Here is a 16293-nt window from a genome sequence, read left to right as displayed (position 1 = left end):
GACGCCCAGTGAGCCAACGGGAGTGGATCGAAAAGGACTTCTACAAGGAACTGGGTGTCTCTTCCGACGCCTCCGCCGACGAGATCAAGAAGGCGTACCGCAAGCTGGCCCGGGATCTGCATCCCGACGCCAACCCCGGTGACACCAAGGCGGAGGAGCGTTTCAAGACGGTCAGTGAGGCGCATGCCGTCCTGTCCGACCCCGCGAAGCGCAAGGAGTACGACGAGGCCCGCCGCTTGTTCGCGAGCGGCGGCTTCGGCCCCGGAGCCGGATACAGCACCGGCGGTGGCGGTTTCGGCGGCGGCGGCTTCGACATCAACGACCTGTTCGGTGGTGGCGGCGGCGGTGCCGCCGGCGGCGACGGTGGCCTCGGTGACCTGTTCGGCGGGCTGTTCAACCGCGGTGGCGGTGGCCGCACCACGGCGTCGCGTCCGCACCGCGGCAGCGACGTCGAGACGGAGACCACGCTCGAGTTCCGCGAGGCCGCCCAGGGCGTGACGGTTCCGCTGCGCCTGACCAGCAGGTCGGCGTGCACCACATGCCACGGCAGCGGTGCCGAGCCGGGTACCAGCCCGCGGGTGTGCCCGCGCTGCAACGGAACCGGCGTGGTCAGCCGCAACCAGGGTGCGTTCGGTTTCAGTGAGCCGTGCGACGACTGCCGCGGCACCGGGTCGATCATCGACGATCCGTGCGCCGACTGCCACGGAAACGGCGTCACCAACCGCACCCGCACCATCACCGTCCGGGTTCCCTCGGGCGTGAGTGACGGCCAGCGGATCCGCCTGGCGGGTCAGGGTGAGGCCGGGCTGCGGGGTGCACCGTCCGGCGACCTGTACGTCACCGTCCACGTGCGTCCCGACAAGGTGTTCGGGCGCAACAACGACGATCTGACGCTGGTGGTGCCGGTCAGTTATGGCGAATTGGTGCTCGGTACGACCCTGTCGGTGCCGACACTGGACGGCCGTGTGGGCGTGAAGGTTCCGGCCGGAACCGCGGACGGGCGGATTCTCAGGGTGCGAGGGCGCGGTGTGCCCAAGCGCGGCGGAGGCGCCGGCGATCTGCTGGTCACCGTGAAGGTTACGGTGCCGCAGAAGCTCGACGACCCCGCCACCGAGGCACTCCAGACCTATCTGGAGGCAGAGAAGGCCAGCGGATTCGATCCGCGGGCAGGATGGGCCGGCGCCTGACCGGCGCGAACCGATCGAACAGGTGAACCATCATGAGCGACAAGCAACGCAAGGCGTCGGAGGTCCCAGCGGACCCCGACGCGCGGGTGTTCGTCATCTCGGTGGCCGCCGAACTGGCCGGGATGCACGCACAGACGTTGCGTAACTACGACCGGCTCGGCCTGGTCACCCCGCACCGCACCACCGGTGGCGGCCGCCGGTACTCGCCGCGGGACGTGGCGCTGTTGCGTGAAGTGCAGCGCCTGTCCCAGGACGAGGGCGTCAACCTCGCCGGCATCAAGCGGATCATCGAGCTGACCAACCAGGTCGAGGCGCTGCAGCACCGCGTCGACGAGATGGCCGCCGAGATCGCCCGCGTCCACGCCAGTTACCGCCGGGACCTGGTGCCCATCCCGCGCAGCAACGCGCTCGTCGTCTGGAAGCCGCGCAACCAGCGCTGAATCCCCGGTTGCTAGTGTGTGTCCCGAACACAACCCGGGGGGGCGACGTGGACGCGTTGACGACTGATCTCGAACATCTCGAGCAACTGAGTTCGATCCTGCAATGCACTGGGTGACGAGGCGCGTTCGCTTCGCACCGGTCCGGCAGCAGGTCCCTACGCCTCGACCGTCGGCGGCACCATGTCGTCGGTACTCGAGGCGTCGAGCATTTCCGCTGATCTCGTGGACGGAGCACTCGTCGCCGCGCTCGCTGAGCGTCTTGGAGAGACGGGTGACGTCATGCGCTACGTCGCCGCGCAGTATCGGAACCAGGAGACCGCGAACGCCGAACAACTCGTGCGCACCTATCTCGACGCGACAGGCGACTGGGATGCACCGGGGGACCCCGCGTGACCCTCTCGCGTTCACAGATCGAATCCTGGAATCCGGCCACACTCAACGATGTCGCGGATGCGTGGGAGGCGTTCGGCTCGAAGGTCGAGGGTTTGTTCGACCGCTACGTCGAGGCGGTCACCCGCGTGAACGACGGGTACTGGGAAGGCCGAGCTGCCGAGGCGGCGCAGGATCGTGCGACCTCGGACCGGAAGACCGCCCTGGCCGTGGTCGATCGGCTCGGAAGCCTCGCGGCGCGAGCGCGGCAGGGATTCTTCGAGATCGACGCCCCGCTGTCTCGGGCGCGCAACGCGATCGCCGGTGCCGAAGGGGAGCGGTTCGCGGTGTCGAGCGCACTTCAGCTCACCGACACCCTGTCCGAGTCCTCGCCGGAAAGGATTGCAGCCCTGCGGCAGTGGCAGGGGGAGATCACCGCGGCGGCAAACGACGTGGAGATGGCCGACCGCTCCGTTCGCGAGGCGCTCGGTGCGCACCGCTCCGAGTTGCGCGCGATGTTCGTGTCGGTAGCGGCGCTGGGAGCCGAGCAGGGCCGGACCGATGGCGAGTTGATCGCCTCCGGCGGGGAGGTGAGCGCGGAGTCGGTGCGCCGTCTCGTCGAGGCCGGGACGCTCGACCCTGCACAGCTTGCAGCGCTGTCGGGTGGACACGAGGCACCCATCCCGGCGTCGCACATGGAGTACCTCAATCAGGTGGCGCGATCTCTCGACGGAAAGAGCCCGCGCGAGATCGAGGAACTCATGGGCAGGCTGCCGGAGGAGGGTAGGCGGGCACTCGCGAATTCACTCCAGATCGTGTCGAACGAGCGCGTTATCGCGGGCGTGGCCGGTGACCCGGAGGTGCCGACGAGCGGTGGCGCGGACCTCCTCCCGGACAGGGTCCGAGAATCTCTCACCCGCGACGATCTGGTGGTCCGTGAGTTCAAGATGATCGCCGGAACAGGTTCGTGGAGTGCCGAACTCAACGGTGTGTCCGACAACCAGGCCATCGCCCGCATCGTGGAGTCGGGGGACGCGCTGTACAAGACGGGCAGTGAACTCGACAGGCGCCTGCTCGACGCCGGCCGGCAGTACCTCGACGCCCAGGTGGCGCACGAGCAGAACCCGAACAACAAGTTCGAGTACTTCGCGGTCGACGGACGCGGATCGAGCGGTGACGCGGTTGCGGAGCAGATCTTCGATGCCGTCGGCGACGACAAGGCCGCTGTTCTCGACGCCGTGACGGGCAAGCACGGCGGGGACCTGGTGCGCGACATGCTTGCCCACGATTGGACGGACGACGGTAAGGCGGCGTCGTCGATGTTCCGCTTCTCCGAGCAGGACTTCACCGTCGAGGACCCGAACAATCCCGAGGACGTGGCTCGTGCGACGCAGGCCGGGAAGCTCATGGCGGGGGTAGGGGAGCATCTGAGTACCGCCGACGCGTGGAAGACCCTCTCCGACATCCCTGGTGCGAACGGCCAATCGGCCGGACAGGTCAACCCGGAGTTGCTCCGGACGCTGTCGCACAGCCTGAGCCCGTACCTTCCGGGGCTCACCGGCGCCGAGATGCTCGACCGTCCGGGCTTCGCGCCTGGTGACTGGGCCGACCCCAGCGACAACGGCCACTACAACGGAACCGCCAACATCTTCGCGTTGATGAACACCGACGGCGAAGCCGGGCGACACTTCACGGCGGCCGCGCAGCACACCACGCTCGACAGCCTCGGGGCGTACGCAAAGGATCCGAGCGATCCACACGCAAGCTACGACCTGGTGACCGCGGGGCGCCTCATGGGGCTCGTCGATCGGGGCCTGCTCATCGAGACGCAGAACGAATACCAGGACAGCGCGGAAGCCGCGAAGGCCGCGTACGAGCGCAAGGCTGCCGCGTACTCGTTGGCAACTACCGTCGGAACCTACGGGCTGGACAAAGCCTGGGGCGGTGATGCGTTCAGCACACTGGTCGACGCGGGTGGGGACACGCTCAAGGAATCAATCATCGGAAAGGCGCCCGGTGAAGCGGACCGGGCGGTGCTGACCGGGCCCGACTTTCCGGCCGCATACCATGCGGTCCTCGCCGCAACGCCGGACATTCCGGATGGTGTCCGATCCGAATACAAGGATCTGTTCGACGACCAAGGAAACCTGCGACCCTACGATGCGATCGATTCTCGGGGTGACAGATGGAAAACAGATCTACGAGCAGTGTTCAACAAGATCGGTGATCCAACAGACGGCCATGGGAGTTTGATGCAGGAGATGTACAACGAAGTAGTCCGCAATGACGGGTAGAAATCGGTCGATTGCCATCGGAGTGATCGCGCTAGGACTACTGGTCGCGTCATGCGGTGTCACTGACGGTGATTCCGATTCCGAGCCTCAGCAAGTGCCGGGGCCTGTGTACTCGAATGTGTGGTCAGCCGGTGCAGACGTCAGCATCTTCAGCAGGGGTGCAGAATTGACGCGCGCTGCACTCGAGGCCGGCGAGTACGCGACGTATGTTGGTGCAGCACAGTCATTCCCCGGCTACCTGGACGCGCTCCCCGGATACATCTCGAGTACGAATCCGGCCGTGGAGGACTACTTCTTTTCGAACCAACCGGGTGAATCCCAGCAGAAGCCCACAACGTTCTTTCGCCACATTGCAGAACTCGAAGAGTCCAAGCGAACCGTGAACGCGACGGTTTGCGATTATTGGATCGACCCAGACGGTACTGCGAATCCTGGACCGAATCAGCTGCGTGGCGCCTGGTGGGTCAAACTGTCGAATCCTGGAGGCGATCCGGGCGTACCTGCCGTCGCAGATACGGATGCACGGACGAACGACCAGCGGGAGCACCCGATACCGACATGGAATGTCTTCGGCTCGTGGAAGATCGACAAGCTCAAGTATGTGCCGATTGAGGAAATTCCGCGTTCCTGTGTTGATTGGTGGCAGGAGCGGTTCCCGACCTTCGTGCCTCGAAACGGCTCCAACGTTCTCGACCCTCCTGAGGGGTACGTGCCCGAGACAATGCCGGTCGCGGTGCAGTATCCGGAGTGGATCGGGCCGCCCACGTCTTGATCAACCGCTGCAGCGGTGGATCAACCGCCGGGCCTAGGCACGGATCACCCGCCATCCGGCTGCTTCGAACGCGTGCTAGCGTTCGACGCCGCGGTTCCGTTGCTCCACCTCGAAGTGGTGGTCGCCGTCGTACTCCTCGATCACGCTGCACAACTGGATGATTCCGCGCGGACCCGGGTGTCGACCTCGATGTCGTTGTGCAGGTAGGTGTCGGGGTAGATGCGCGTGTAGTGGCGTCGGAGTCCACGCCTGCTCACCAGGCCCCGATCGAGGGCGGCCCCGCCGTGGAACACGGAATGCGCCCAGCGCGCCGCGGCGTCGTCGCCTGTGGGCGGTGCCGGTGCTGTGGACAACCCCTGATCGACCCTGACCAACCCCGGAACGGGAGTTCACGGCACGCTTTCGGCCCCGGGAACGTGCCGTGAATTCCCGTTCAGCGGTATCGCGGGGCATCGCCCTCCCATCCCATGGTCGAGTCGGTTGACGTTACCCACGTCACACCCTTATGCTCCCACTCGAGCAAGTGCTTGGTGAATCAAGCAAGTGCTTGATGGGAAGAGCTCGGTGGGTGTTGATGCAGGGTGACGTGTCGAGGCGTCGCCCAGCTGGGGCTCGCCGAGCTCTTCCGTGTCCAAACACGCCAAGCGAGCGCTTGGTTCTGTAGGTACGTAGCGGGTGTCCTAGGAGGGCAGTCATGAAGAATCGGCGTCCAGTGTTCGTCGCGGCGGTTGCCGCGTCGGTCTTGACGATTGCGGGGTGCGGTGGCACGGACTCCGCCGAGGCCGGCGGCGCCGATGCGCCGTACCGGGTCCTCGTGACCGGCGGTATCAGCGCCCAGGGTGTCCTCGCGGCCAACGCGCAGACCTCGATCCTCGCGACCAAGGCCGGTGTCGAGGTTCAGAACCAGGCCGGTGGCATCGGTGGTCGCCAGATCGAACTGACGGTCGTCGACGACGCCGGTGACGCCACTATCGCGGTCACCAAGGTGCGCGAGGCCATCAACAAGCAGAAGCCGGACCTCGTCCTCAACTCCGGACCGTCGTCCGTCGGCGCCGCGGTGCTGCCGATCCTCGAGCAGAACGACATCCTCTCGTTCAACGTTGCGCCCACGCCGGATTCGACGGATCCGTCGAAGTTCCCGCTGAACTTCGACCTGGCGCCCGGCGCCGGCGACAACGCCCGCGGCATCGTCGGCCACGTGAAGGAGAAGGGCTACGACAACATCGGTGTCATCCACGGCAGCACCGCGTACGGCGAGCTGTTCGGCAAGGAGATGACCTCCGAGCTGGAGAAGGCCGGGCTGAAGCAGGCCGGCAACGAGGAGTACGAGGCCACCGCGCTGGATATGACCGCGCAGCTGCAGTCGCTCAAGAACGCCGGCGCCAAGGCGATCGCGCTGGACGCGTACGGCGCGCCGCTGGGTTACGTCCTGCAGAGCATGCAGCGTCTGGGCTGGGACGTGCCGCTGATCGGCAACACCTCGGTGTCGAGCACCAACCTCGTCGCCAACGAGCCGCCGAACGGCGTCCTCGGTACGCCTGAGGTGAAGAACCTTGTCTCGCAGGTCTTCACGAGCACCGTGTACGACCCGAACAACGAGGCCGTCAACAAGATGGTCGACACGATGGCCTCGATGGGCGCCATCTCGTCGACGCTGATCATTGCTGACAACTACGACGCGTTCCCGCTCGTGGCCGCCGCTGCCGAGAAGGCCGGCACCACCACCGATTCCGAGAAGCTGGCGCAGGCGCTCGAGACCGAAGAGGTCCAGAAGAACGCGAAGACGGCCTTCCTGTCCCGCTACAACTTCACTGCCGACAACCACGGCCCGAACCCGACGCAGGACGAGATGAAGTTCATCGCGCCCACCAAGGTCGTCAACGGCCAGTTCGGCAATCCGGCCGCATGACGTTCATGAACTCTGATTCCCATACGACGCGAAGGAGGTTCTCGCTGTGACGATTCTGTGGTCGGGGCTCGCCCTCGGCGCTGTCTACGTGCTCGTCGCGATCGGGTACAACATCGTGTTCGTCTCGTCGAACACCTTCAACTTCGCGCAGGCGCAGTTGATGATGGTCGGCACCTTCGTGGCTTACACGGGCCTGGTGACGCTGAAGCTTCCGGTGCTGGTGGTTGCCGTGATGGCCACCGTGACGGTGATGATCCTCGCGGCCGTCGAGGAGTTGGTCGCGATCAGACCGGTCGCCGATCACCAGAACCAATTGGTGACGACATTGGGTGCGGCGACGTTGCTCAACGGTGCGACGCAGTTGATCTGGGGCAGTGAGCCGCTGACGGTTCCGTTCTTCGGGTCGAACGACCCGATCACCATCCTGGGCGGCCGGACGTATCCGGTCGAGATCGCGCTGCTGGTCCTGTCGATCGTGCTCGTGATCGGCCTCGGTCAGCTGAGCAAGCGGACCATGACCGGTCTGGCTCTCATGGGTGTCTCCGAGGACCGCGAGGCCGCGATGCTGCGTGGTGTCAATGTGCGGCGCATCGCGATGGGCGCGTTCGCGTTCTCCGGTGCGATCGCCGGTGTGCTCGGACTGTTCGTGGGCCCCAAGACGTTCGCGGTCGCGACGCTCGGTGCCGCGCTGGCGCTCAAGGGCTTCGTGGCCCTGGCGATCGGCGGCTTCGGTTCGCTGCCGGGCGCACTGATCGGTGGTCTGACGGTCGGTCTGGTCGAATCGTTCACCGCACTGTGGGCGGGTAGCCAGTACAGCAACATCGCGGTGTTCGTCGTGCTGATCGTCGTCCTGATGGTCAAACCTGCCGGACTGTTCGGCACGGTGAAAGAACGGGTGGTGTGACCATGCAGATCTGGCGCACTCTGCGCGGTGTCCCGAGCTGGATCTTCGCGCTCGCATTCGGCCTGATCGTGTTCTTCGCACCGATGATGGGCATGGACGCGACGAACACGCGTCAGCTCCAGCTGGCGTGCATCCTGGCCCTGGTGGTCAGCGGCCTGAACCTGAGCCTCGGCTATGCCGGTGAGCTCGCACTGGGCCAGGCCGCGATGTACGCGGCCGGCGCGTACACGGCCGGTCTGATGTCCCAGGCCGGGCACACCGAGATCCTGGTGCAGTTGGCGGCCGCGGGCGCGGTCGCACTCATTGTCGGCATCATCACCGGCATTCCCGGTCTGCGACTGGGTAGTTGGTCGCTGGCGATGACGTCGTTCTTCCTGATCCTGTTGGTGCCCGACATCCTCGCGATCTTCGGCGGCAAGACCGGTGGCCGTAACGGCCTGTCCGGGATGGAACCGCCGACGCTGTTCGGCCAGGACATCGACAAGAACTTCTACTACGTCGTGGTCGGCGTGACGATCCTGTGGTTCGTGGTGATGCGCAACCTCGTGGTCTCGCGTCACGGCATCGCGTTCCGCACGCTCAAGCAGTCTCCGGTTCTCGCGCAGTCCCAGGGTGTGTCCGTGTTCCGGATGAAGCTGTTGGGCTACGCGATCGGCGCCCTGCCCGCAGGCCTCGCGGGCGCCCTGTTCGCGAACACCGACCTGTTCATCGCCCCCGAGGCGTTCGGTTTCACGTTCGCCACCGCGGTGCTCGCGGCGTCGATCCTCGGTGGTTCGGCGAGCGTCTACGGTGCGGTGATCGGTGCGGCCATCATGCAGTTCGGGCCGAATCAGTCGACCGCGTTCCAGGAGTACTCGCTGATCTTCTACGGCGGCTTCCTGATCATCGGCGGCGTCCTGCTCTCGGGTGGACTCACGAAGGTGTTCCGCAGCCTGGCAACCAGGCTCGACCGCAAGGCCGGTATCGGCGCCCTCGAACGGCCGGAACCGCGGGACCCGGAGGCGATTCCGCATGTCGATCCCATCGCGGGTGCCACGCTCGAGGTCGACGGCATCTCGAAGGCGTTCGGCGGGAACCAGGCGCTCGAGGCGGCGACCCTGCGGGCCGAGCCGGGCCGGGTGACCGCGCTGATCGGGCCCAACGGTTCCGGCAAGACCACGATGCTCAACATGATCTGTGGCTTCTACACCGCGGACTCCGGTCGAATCGTCATCGGTGACACCGAGGTCCAGAAGTTCTCGTCGAACCGGGTGGCCCGTGAGGGTGTGGCCCGCACGTTCCAGACCCCGAACATCCCCGAGAACGTCACGGTCCTCGAGGCGGTCGCCTCGGGCCGGTACATGACGAACCGTGCCTCGATGCTCTCGGCCGTGTTCCGGCTGCCGAGCTTCCGCAAGGTCGCCAAGGCCGACATCACCGAGGCCGAGCGGGTCCTCGAACTGGTCGGAATGTCGCACCTACGGAACGAGGTTGCCACCTCGCTGCCGCTGGGAATGCGACGGATGCTCGAGGTCGCGCGCGCCGTGATCGCCGAGCCGCGGGTCCTGCTGCTCGACGAGATCGCGTCCGGCATGGACGAGGACGAACTCGTGCGGCTGTCGGTGCTCATCCGCGCCCTGCGTGACGCCGGCGCCACCGTGCTGCTGGTGGAGCACAACTTCCGCCTCGTCCTCTCCCTCGCCGACACCATCGTCGTGCTGGCGCAGGGACAGGTCATCGCGTCGGGCCCGCCCGCGGAGATCGAGCACCACCCCCGCGTGCTCAGCGAGTACCTCGGCGTGGACCCCGACAGCGGCACGGCTACCGAGCTGGAGAAGGTGGAGTGATGAAACCGGTTCTGAGCGTTCGGAATCTGCAGTCCGGTTACGGTGACCTGCGCGTGGTCTGGGACGTCTCCTTCGACGTCTACCCCGGCCAGGTGACGGCCCTGCTCGGACGCAACGGTGCCGGCAAGACCAGCACCCTGCGTGCGATCTCCGGTCTCAACAAGGTTCACGGCGGCACCATCGAGATGGACGGCCAGGACATCTCCGGTGTTCCCGCCCACCAGCGGGTGCGCCGCGGCATGGCGTACGTGCAGGAGGGCAAGCGCGTCTTCCACAAGCAGACCATCGAGCAGAACCTGCTGCTCGGCGGCTACACCACGAAGAAGCGTCGCACCGCCCTCAAGTCCGAGGTCGAGCGCATCTACGAGATGTTCCCGATCCTCGGTGAGAAGCGGAACCTGTTGGCCGGCTCGATGTCCGGTGGTCAGCAGCAGATGCTGGCGATCGGTGCGGCACTGATGGCAGAACCGAAGCTGCTGCTGCTCGACGAGCCGTCGGGCGGCCTGGCCCCCGTCATCGTCAACGAGGTCATGGAGCGCGTCCAACTGCTCAAGGAAACCGGCCTGGCCGTGCTCCTCGTCGAGCAGGCCGTCGAGGCGGCGATGAGCGTCGCCGACCACGTCACCGTCCTCGACATCGGCAAGGTCGTCATGGACTCGCCGGCGTCGGAGATCGACGACCTCGCAGTCCTCAAGGACGCGTACTTCGGGCGCGTCTGACCGGCACTGCAAACCCCTCAACGGGAGTTCACGGCACACTTCGACAGCGAATGCGTGCCGTGAACTCCCGTTTCGGTGCTTTCTGAAGGAAGAGGACAAGGACCCATGAGGATCGGACTGGACGTCTTCGGTGCGGAGCGACTCTACGACGGCGACCACCGTGGACTGCTCGACCTGGCGGCGGAGGCCGACCGGCGCGGCATCGACCTGATCACGGCCTCGGACCACCTGGGCTTCTCGCGGGAGGCTCACGAAGAGCGGGTGCGTGCCAACGGTTTTCCGTTCGAGCTCGAGCATCCGTGGCTCGACCCGATGTCGTTGCTGTCCGCGGTGGCCGCGGTGACCGAACGGGTGGAGCTGGGCGTGTACGTGCTCGTTGCGCCGCTGCGGCCGGCGCTGTTGCTCGCCAAGCAGATCGCGACGCTGGACGTGCTGTCGCGGGGCCGGACGCGGATCGGGATGGGCGTCGGCTGGCAGCAGGCCGAGTACGAGGCGGCGGGGATTCCGTTCGAGCGCCGCTTCGGCCGGTTGGAGGAGACGGTGGCCGCGTGCCGCGAACTGTGGGGTCCGCCGCCGGCGTCGTTCACCGGAACGGGCTTCGCGTTCTCCGACTTCTACAGCCTGCCGCGTCCCGTGCAGTCACGGGTGCCGGTGATCTTCGGGATGGCGCCGTCGAAGCGGAACTTCGACCGGATCGCGCGCGTCGGCGACGGCTGGACCGCAGCCCCGGCGGACATGCCCCGCCTCGCCGAGAGCATCACGCTGCTGCGCAACTGTTTCGAGGAGCAGGGCCGCGACCCGGCATCCGCCGAGGTACAGATCATGCTGCCGGCAATCGACGACGGATCCGGTGGCGTCGAGTTCGACGCGATGGCGGCATCGGCCGACCAGGCGCGGGAACTGGGCGTCGACTCCGCGCTGGTGCGTCCGTCGGCGCTGGCAATCGGGGCAGATCACGTCGATGCTTTCCTGACCTGGGCGGTCGGGCTCGGTGGGAATGCGTAGCCCAGCGGACCCCTGAGCGGGAGTTCGCGGCACACCTTCGCCGTCGAAGTGTGCCGTGAACTCCCGTCCAGTGCTTCAGGAGCCGGCGATGGCCTGGTCGGCGAAACGGCGGACGGCGTCGAGGCGGGCCCGCGGATCGGACGGATCGGCGCCGTAGAGTCGCCACGGGGAGACCCGGACCCGGGTGACGCCGATATCGGCGAGCGCGCGGTGTCCGTCGATGTCCGAGACGTCGGTGGGGGAGGCGTCGATCTCGAACGGCTCGTCGGCGCGCCCGAACTCGGCGCGCAGTTCGCCCAGACGCTCGATCGCGGAGGTCAGTTCTGCGACCCCGGTGTTGACGGAGATCCAGCCGTCCGCGAAGCGTGCCGCGCGGCGCAGGCCGGCCTCGCTGTGCCCACCGCCGTAGACAGGCACCGGCAGATCCGGTGCGGGACTGATCATCAGCCGGTCGAAGTCGTAGTGGTTGCCGTGGAAATCGACCCATTCGGGACCACGCCCGGCGCACACGGCCTTCAGGATCTCGATGGCCTCGTCGGTGCGGGCACCGCGGGTCCGCATCTCGGTGCCGGTGAAGGTGAACTCCTCCGGGATCCACGACAGCCCGACGCCGACGGCGATCCGGTTGCCCGACATCACGGCCATCGTCGCGACCTGCTTCGCCGTCAGCAGCGGATCACGAAGCGGCAGCTTCAGCACGTTGGTGTAGAAGCCGATTTCGCTCGGCGGTCGCGATCATCGCGCCCGGCAATGCCCACTTCATCGTTCGAACGTAGGGGACGCATCGGTGTGCGTGCCTGGGCGATCCCGGTGGCAGAGACCGGGACCGCCGTCGGATCACTCGAGGCGGCCGGGCACCGGGTAGCTGCGCAGGGACAGGCCGAGCTGTCCGGAGATCGTGAGATCGTCGATGGACTCGCGCAGCTTGTGGCACGTGGGCGTCCACGGACGTCCGACCTCGGTGCGGGCCTCGGCGAACTCGGGGCACGCGCGGTCGGCATCCTCGAGCCACTGGATGCTGGTGTGGGCCTCGCTGTACTTCTCGACGAGGACTCGGTTGCCGCAGCTATTGCAGCTGACGCTTTCCATGAACGGACCTCCTGACTCCATGCGTGACGGTAGTCACTGTCGTGTCGTACGTCTGCAGTTCTCCCACGGAGCGGGAGGTGCGCTCCCGGTGAGCGGACACTTGCTACCGGGCTGTAACCACCTTCTACCTGGGCTGTTAGGCTTCGGCCATGCCCGAAACCGAGCCCGCCAACGACGCTGTCGACGCCGGCTACCCGTCGCTGCCCGCCACCAGTTGGGCGGTTCTGGGCATGCTGACCCTCGGTGAGGGGCTCACCGGATACGACCTCAAGAAGTGGGCCGACTGGAGTATCGGCTACTTCTACTGGAGCCCGTCGATCAGCCAGGTGTACGGGGAACTCAAGAAGCTCGAGGCGGCGGGCCTGGTGGAGTCCGAGATGGTCTCCGAGCCCGGCGAGCGTGGCCGGCGCGTCTACCGGATCACCGAGCGTGGGACGCATGCGGCGCGGAACTGGTCCCGGGACGCGCCCGTCGACCAGCCCGTGCTCAAGCACGGTTTAATGCTCCGGCTGTGGATGGGACACCTCAACGACCCCGAGCAGCTCAAGGCGCTCGTCGAGGCCCACATCGAGAACATGGAGGCGCTGCGCCAGCGCGCCGAGTTGCACGCCGACCACGCCACGCGCGAGCCGTCGTGGGCGTTCTCGAAGATGAGCCTGAAGTGGGCCGAGCGCTACTACCGGGCCGAGATGGACCTCGCGCGGCAGATGCTCGACGATATCGACGAGGCCGCAGAGACTTTCGCGCACGTGCGCGAGCGCGACGAACTTGGCAATCCGATTCCCGAGGTGGCTGGTTCCTGGCGTGATGTCGAGGATTTCGTCGAGGGCTTGGAGAAGGGTGGGCAGCGCTGAGCGCCCACCCCTCCCGCTGACGCTCAGTTCGACGCGGTCCCCAGGATCGACTGGAGGTCCGCCCACAACTGCTTGCGCGCCACCTGGGTGATCGACAGTGCCGGAATCGTCAGGAATCCGTGGAACAGCCCCTCGTACACGCGGTGGATCGTGGGCACACCGTCCGCCGCGAGCCGTGCGGCGTAGGCGTCGCCCTCGCTGCACAGCGGGTCGCGGGTCGCGGTGACGACGACGGCGGGCGCGACGCCGGACAGGCTCTCGGCGCGGTTGGGGGAGATCAGCGCGCTGTCCGCGCCGCCGGGTGCGTACTGCTTCCAGTACCACTGCATCGCCGCACGGGTGTTGAAGTGACCCTCGGAATAGGTTCGGTAGGAGTCGGTTTCGAAGTCGTCGTCGATGACGGGGTAGAGCAGTGCCTGGGCGGCGACGGCCGGACCACGACGATCGCGGGACGCCAGCGCGACGGTGGCCGCGAGGTTGCCGCCGGCGCTGTCCCCGGCGACGACGAGTCGGGCCGGATCTGCGTTCAGGTCGGCGCAGTTGTCCGCGGCCCAGACGAGCGCCGCGTAGACGTCCTCGAGTGCGGCCGGGGCCGGATGCTCCGGGGCGAGTCGGTAGTCCACCGAGATCACCACGGCGCCCAGTCCGTTCGCGGCCGCACGGCAGATTCCGTCGTGGGTGTCGAGGTCGCAGAACACGAAGCCGCCACCGTGCGCGAAGACGACCACGGGCCGCGGCTGCGTGGAGTTCGCGGCCGGCTCGTAGACGCGGACCGGGATCGGTCCGGCGGGTCCGGCGATCTCGAGGTTCCGGACCGACGCCACCTCCTCGGGATTCGCGACGGGCTGTAGCCGGGCCCGGATCGCGGCCCGCGCATCGGCGCCGGTCATCTCCTCGACGGGGGGAAACCCTGCGTCGAGCAGGGTGAGCATCGACTCGACCTCGGGATCGATCTGCATGGTGCTCCTAGAAGTCTGGGGTCAGGAGTGTCTGGGATCAGGCGTACTGGAGGCGGGCGCGGGGCGCCGCGGTGGGCATGCTCTGCAGGCGGTTGCGGTGCGCGATCGGCGCCGCGCCGTGGCTGCGTCCGGTGAGGGACTGCAGGATCGCGTTGGCGGCCATGCGGACCGGCGCGGAGTGACGGTGGTCGAACTTGAGGTGACTGGTGGGTCCGCAGATCGACAGCGCGGCGGTGACGCCCCCGACCGGACCGATCGGGACGGCGATGATGCCGATGCCGCCGGAGATCTGGCTGACCTCGTACGCGACGCCCATCTCGCGGACCTTGTGCAGTTCGGGCGTGAACTCGGCGAGGCTGTCGGTGCCGTTCGGCGTGTACGCGAGCAGGGCCTTGCCGATCGCGGAGTTGCGGGCCGGGTAGCGGCTGCCCACGCGGGTGGGCAGCTCGGCGGCGAGCCGTCCGCCGACCTTGTCGAGGTAGAGAACGTCGGTGCCGTCGAGGACGCCGAGGTGTACGACGTAGCCGGTGACGCGGTGCAGTTCCTGCAGGATCGGTGCCGCAGCGGAGTGCAGGCGATTCTGGTGGACGGCGATCGAGCCGAGTTCCATCAGCCGGGTGCCGAGCTCGTAGTCGCGGCCGTCGCGGCGCAGCCAGCGCATCTCGACGAGACGCTCGAGCATGCGATGCGCCGACGACCGGGGCAGCCCGGTGCGCTTGACGACCTGGGCGAGGGTGAGGCGGCCGGGGCCGTCGAAGGTGTCCAGGACGAGCGAAACCCGTTCGAGGATCGCGGTCGGGGTGGAGTCTGCAGTCGCTGGTGCGGTCATCGATGTCTCCCTCACTTCTGTCGAGCATCGCCGTGAGACCCATCTGACGTGGGTATTTCGATTAGAAATAATGACACAGGATCCACATTTTGTGAAGTGGATCACCAAGATCGACATACGCCGAAAGGGGGAACCCGATCGTCCCTGGTAGGACGGGGTTCCCCCTGACGGCGGATTGTTCGGTTGGAGTGGGTCCCGCTGCTACATCGCGGCGAGCGGCTCGCTGCCGGACCAGTCGTGGCCCCAGTAGCTGTCGGCGGTGATCTCCTCGGCGGAGTAGTACCGCTCGTCGACCTTCTGGCCCTCGGTGCCGAACTCGATGTCCCAGCCGCCGGGTGCACGGACGTAGAAGGACACCATCTTGTCGTTGGTGTGGCGGCCCAGCGTCGAGGACACCGAGAAGCCGTCCTTGACGACGCGATCGAGGGCCTGGCCGACGGCGTCGAGCGTGTCGACCTCGACCATGATGTGCACCAGGCCCGGGGCGCCGCTGTGCGGTGCCGGGCACAGCGCGAGGCTGTGGTGGCGCTCGTTCACGCCCAGGAAGCGCACCCGCAGCGGGCCGAACTCCGGCGGGGCCGGGATCCGGAACGCGCCGCGCGGCAGGAAGCCGAGGACGTCGGTGTAGAACTCGAACGTGCCGTTCGGATCCATCGTCGGCAGCACGACGTGGCCGAGGCCCTGCGCACCGGTGACGAACTTGGAGCCGAACGGGGTGACGACCGGGCTGTGGTCGAGGACCGCGCCGTGGAAGATCTCGAGCGTCGCGCCGGCGGGATCCTGGAAGGTCACCACCTCCTCGACACGGCGGGCGTCGGCCTCCTCGACCGAGAGCGGCTTGACGGCGATGCCGACCCGCTCGACGGCCTCGGTCACGCGCACCAGGGCGTTGTGGTCGCGGACCTCCCAGCCGATGGTGACAACCTCGTCGGTCTCACCGGGGACGACGATGATGCGTGCCGCGCGCTCGTCCATCCGCAGGTAAAGGGCGTTCTCGTCGGGTCCGCTGCCCTTCGCGAAGCCGAGCACGTCGAAGGCGAACGTGCGCCAGCGGTCCATGTCGTTGGTCTGGACCTTCACGTAGCCCAGGCCGCGGATGTCGGTGCCGAAGCCGCCGACATTGGGGTTCGTCATGTT

Annotated in this window: 17 protein-coding genes; 11 read left to right on the top strand and 6 right to left on the bottom strand. The window is 67.0% G+C overall.

Annotated features, from left to right (window positions below; translation table 11 throughout):
* The first annotated feature begins 8 nt into the window (after positions 1-8).
* From dnaJ to HUN07_RS22835, 5 genes are all read left to right on the top strand, one after another.
* Positions 9-1187, top strand: coding sequence for a molecular chaperone DnaJ (gene dnaJ, locus HUN07_RS22855; protein WP_174913068.1), 1179 nt, complete (start codon positions 9-11; stop codon positions 1185-1187).
* Between the two features lie 32 nt (positions 1188-1219).
* Positions 1220-1627, top strand: a complete 408-nt coding sequence (locus tag HUN07_RS22850) for a heat shock protein transcriptional repressor HspR (protein ID WP_114721541.1) — start codon at positions 1220-1222, stop codon at positions 1625-1627.
* Positions 1628-1807: 180 nt separating this feature from the next.
* Complete coding sequence (locus HUN07_RS27140; protein ID WP_254622641.1) at positions 1808-2020, top strand: hypothetical protein; 213 nt, start codon at positions 1808-1810, stop codon at positions 2018-2020.
* Entirely contained in the window at positions 2017-4290 is a 2274-nt protein-coding gene (locus HUN07_RS22840) for a TPR repeat region-containing protein (protein ID WP_174913065.1), read from the top strand. Before HUN07_RS27140 ends, HUN07_RS22840 begins: the two co-directional genes overlap by 4 nt.
* A gap of 280 nt (positions 4291-4570) precedes the next feature.
* A complete protein-coding gene (locus tag HUN07_RS22835; protein ID WP_147283507.1) occupies positions 4571-5062 on the top strand; it encodes a hypothetical protein in 492 nt (163 codons plus the stop codon).
* A 140-nt stretch (positions 5063-5202) separates the two neighbouring features.
* On the opposite strand, the gene HUN07_RS22830 is transcribed toward HUN07_RS22835, so the two are convergent.
* The gene (locus tag HUN07_RS22830; RefSeq protein ID WP_174913063.1) at positions 5203-5415 is read right to left on the bottom strand and encodes a hypothetical protein; all 213 of its coding nucleotides are present in this window, start codon (positions 5413-5415) and stop codon (positions 5203-5205) included.
* Positions 5416-5756: 341 nt separating this feature from the next.
* Between HUN07_RS22830 and HUN07_RS22825 the strand changes: the two genes are divergently transcribed.
* From HUN07_RS22825 to HUN07_RS22805, 5 genes are all read left to right on the top strand, one after another.
* Complete coding sequence (locus HUN07_RS22825; RefSeq protein WP_114721549.1) at positions 5757-6971, top strand: ABC transporter substrate-binding protein; 1215 nt, start codon at positions 5757-5759, stop codon at positions 6969-6971.
* 46 nt (positions 6972-7017) lie between these two features.
* Positions 7018-7875, top strand: a complete 858-nt coding sequence (locus tag HUN07_RS22820) for a branched-chain amino acid ABC transporter permease (protein WP_114721551.1) — start codon at positions 7018-7020, stop codon at positions 7873-7875.
* Between the two features lie 2 nt (positions 7876-7877).
* On the top strand, positions 7878-9701 hold the full coding sequence (locus HUN07_RS22815; RefSeq protein ID WP_174914970.1) for a branched-chain amino acid ABC transporter ATP-binding protein/permease: 1824 nt from the start codon (positions 7878-7880) through the stop codon (positions 9699-9701).
* Positions 9701-10420 carry an ABC transporter ATP-binding protein gene (locus tag HUN07_RS22810; protein WP_174913060.1) on the top strand — a complete coding sequence of 240 codons (720 nt, stop codon included), beginning with the start codon at positions 9701-9703 and terminating at the stop codon, positions 10418-10420. Before HUN07_RS22815 ends, HUN07_RS22810 begins: the two co-directional genes overlap by 1 nt.
* 105 nt (positions 10421-10525) lie before the next feature.
* Positions 10526-11425, top strand: a complete 900-nt coding sequence (locus tag HUN07_RS22805; protein ID WP_174913058.1) for a TIGR03619 family F420-dependent LLM class oxidoreductase — start codon at positions 10526-10528, stop codon at positions 11423-11425.
* Between the two features lie 75 nt (positions 11426-11500).
* Here the strand turns inward: HUN07_RS22805 and HUN07_RS22800 are convergent, their stop codons facing one another.
* Both HUN07_RS22800 and HUN07_RS22795 read right to left on the bottom strand, forming a co-directional pair.
* A complete protein-coding gene (locus tag HUN07_RS22800; RefSeq protein ID WP_254622640.1) occupies positions 11501-12124 on the bottom strand; it encodes an LLM class flavin-dependent oxidoreductase in 624 nt (207 codons plus the stop codon).
* Positions 12125-12262: 138 nt separating this feature from the next.
* Positions 12263-12514 (bottom strand): hypothetical protein, encoded by a 252-nt coding sequence (locus tag HUN07_RS22795; protein ID WP_114721756.1) that lies wholly within the window; start codon positions 12512-12514, stop codon positions 12263-12265.
* 149 nt (positions 12515-12663) lie between these two features.
* On the opposite strand from HUN07_RS22795, the gene HUN07_RS22790 reads away from it, so the two are divergent.
* Positions 12664-13368, top strand: a complete 705-nt coding sequence (locus HUN07_RS22790) for a PadR family transcriptional regulator (RefSeq protein WP_174913055.1) — start codon at positions 12664-12666, stop codon at positions 13366-13368.
* Between the two features lie 23 nt (positions 13369-13391).
* On the opposite strand, the gene HUN07_RS22785 is transcribed toward HUN07_RS22790, so the two are convergent.
* The 3 genes from HUN07_RS22785 to bphC form a co-directional block, all read right to left on the bottom strand.
* On the bottom strand, positions 13392-14327 hold the full coding sequence (locus HUN07_RS22785) for an alpha/beta hydrolase (protein ID WP_174913052.1): 936 nt from the start codon (positions 14325-14327) through the stop codon (positions 13392-13394).
* A gap of 37 nt (positions 14328-14364) precedes the next feature.
* Complete coding sequence (locus HUN07_RS22780) at positions 14365-15156, bottom strand: IclR family transcriptional regulator (RefSeq protein WP_114721558.1); 792 nt, start codon at positions 15154-15156, stop codon at positions 14365-14367.
* Positions 15157-15357: 201 nt separating this feature from the next.
* Complete coding sequence (bphC, locus tag HUN07_RS22775) at positions 15358-16290, bottom strand: biphenyl-2,3-diol 1,2-dioxygenase (protein ID WP_174913050.1); 933 nt, start codon at positions 16288-16290, stop codon at positions 15358-15360.
* Positions 16291-16293: the final 3 nt, after the last annotated feature.

The organism is Rhodococcus sp. W8901 (assembly GCF_013348805.1).
Taxonomy (GTDB): Bacteria; Actinomycetota; Actinomycetes; order Mycobacteriales; family Mycobacteriaceae; genus Prescottella.
This window is presented reverse-complemented; position numbering and strand designations above follow the sequence as displayed.

Coding starts and splice junctions, on each gene's coding strand:
- HUN07_RS22850 (WP_114721541.1), top strand. CDS start 1,220: ATGAGCGACAAGCAACGCAAGGCGTCGGAGGTCCCAGCGGACCCCGAC.
- HUN07_RS27140 (WP_254622641.1), top strand. CDS start 1,808: ATGTCGTCGGTACTCGAGGCGTCGAGCATTTCCGCTGATCTCGTGGAC.
- HUN07_RS22825 (WP_114721549.1), top strand. CDS start 5,757: ATGAAGAATCGGCGTCCAGTGTTCGTCGCGGCGGTTGCCGCGTCGGTC.
- HUN07_RS22815 (WP_174914970.1), top strand. CDS start 7,878: ATGCAGATCTGGCGCACTCTGCGCGGTGTCCCGAGCTGGATCTTCGCG.
- HUN07_RS22810 (WP_174913060.1), top strand. CDS start 9,701: ATGAAACCGGTTCTGAGCGTTCGGAATCTGCAGTCCGGTTACGGTGAC.
- HUN07_RS22805 (WP_174913058.1), top strand. CDS start 10,526: ATGAGGATCGGACTGGACGTCTTCGGTGCGGAGCGACTCTACGACGGC.
- HUN07_RS22795 (WP_114721756.1), bottom strand. CDS start 12,514: ATGGAAAGCGTCAGCTGCAATAGCTGCGGCAACCGAGTCCTCGTCGAG.
- HUN07_RS22790 (WP_174913055.1), top strand. CDS start 12,664: ATGCCCGAAACCGAGCCCGCCAACGACGCTGTCGACGCCGGCTACCCG.
- HUN07_RS22785 (WP_174913052.1), bottom strand. CDS start 14,327: ATGCAGATCGATCCCGAGGTCGAGTCGATGCTCACCCTGCTCGACGCA.
- HUN07_RS22780 (WP_114721558.1), bottom strand. CDS start 15,156: ATGACCGCACCAGCGACTGCAGACTCCACCCCGACCGCGATCCTCGAA.
- bphC (WP_174913050.1), bottom strand. CDS start 16,290: ATGACGAACCCCAATGTCGGCGGCTTCGGCACCGACATCCGCGGCCTG.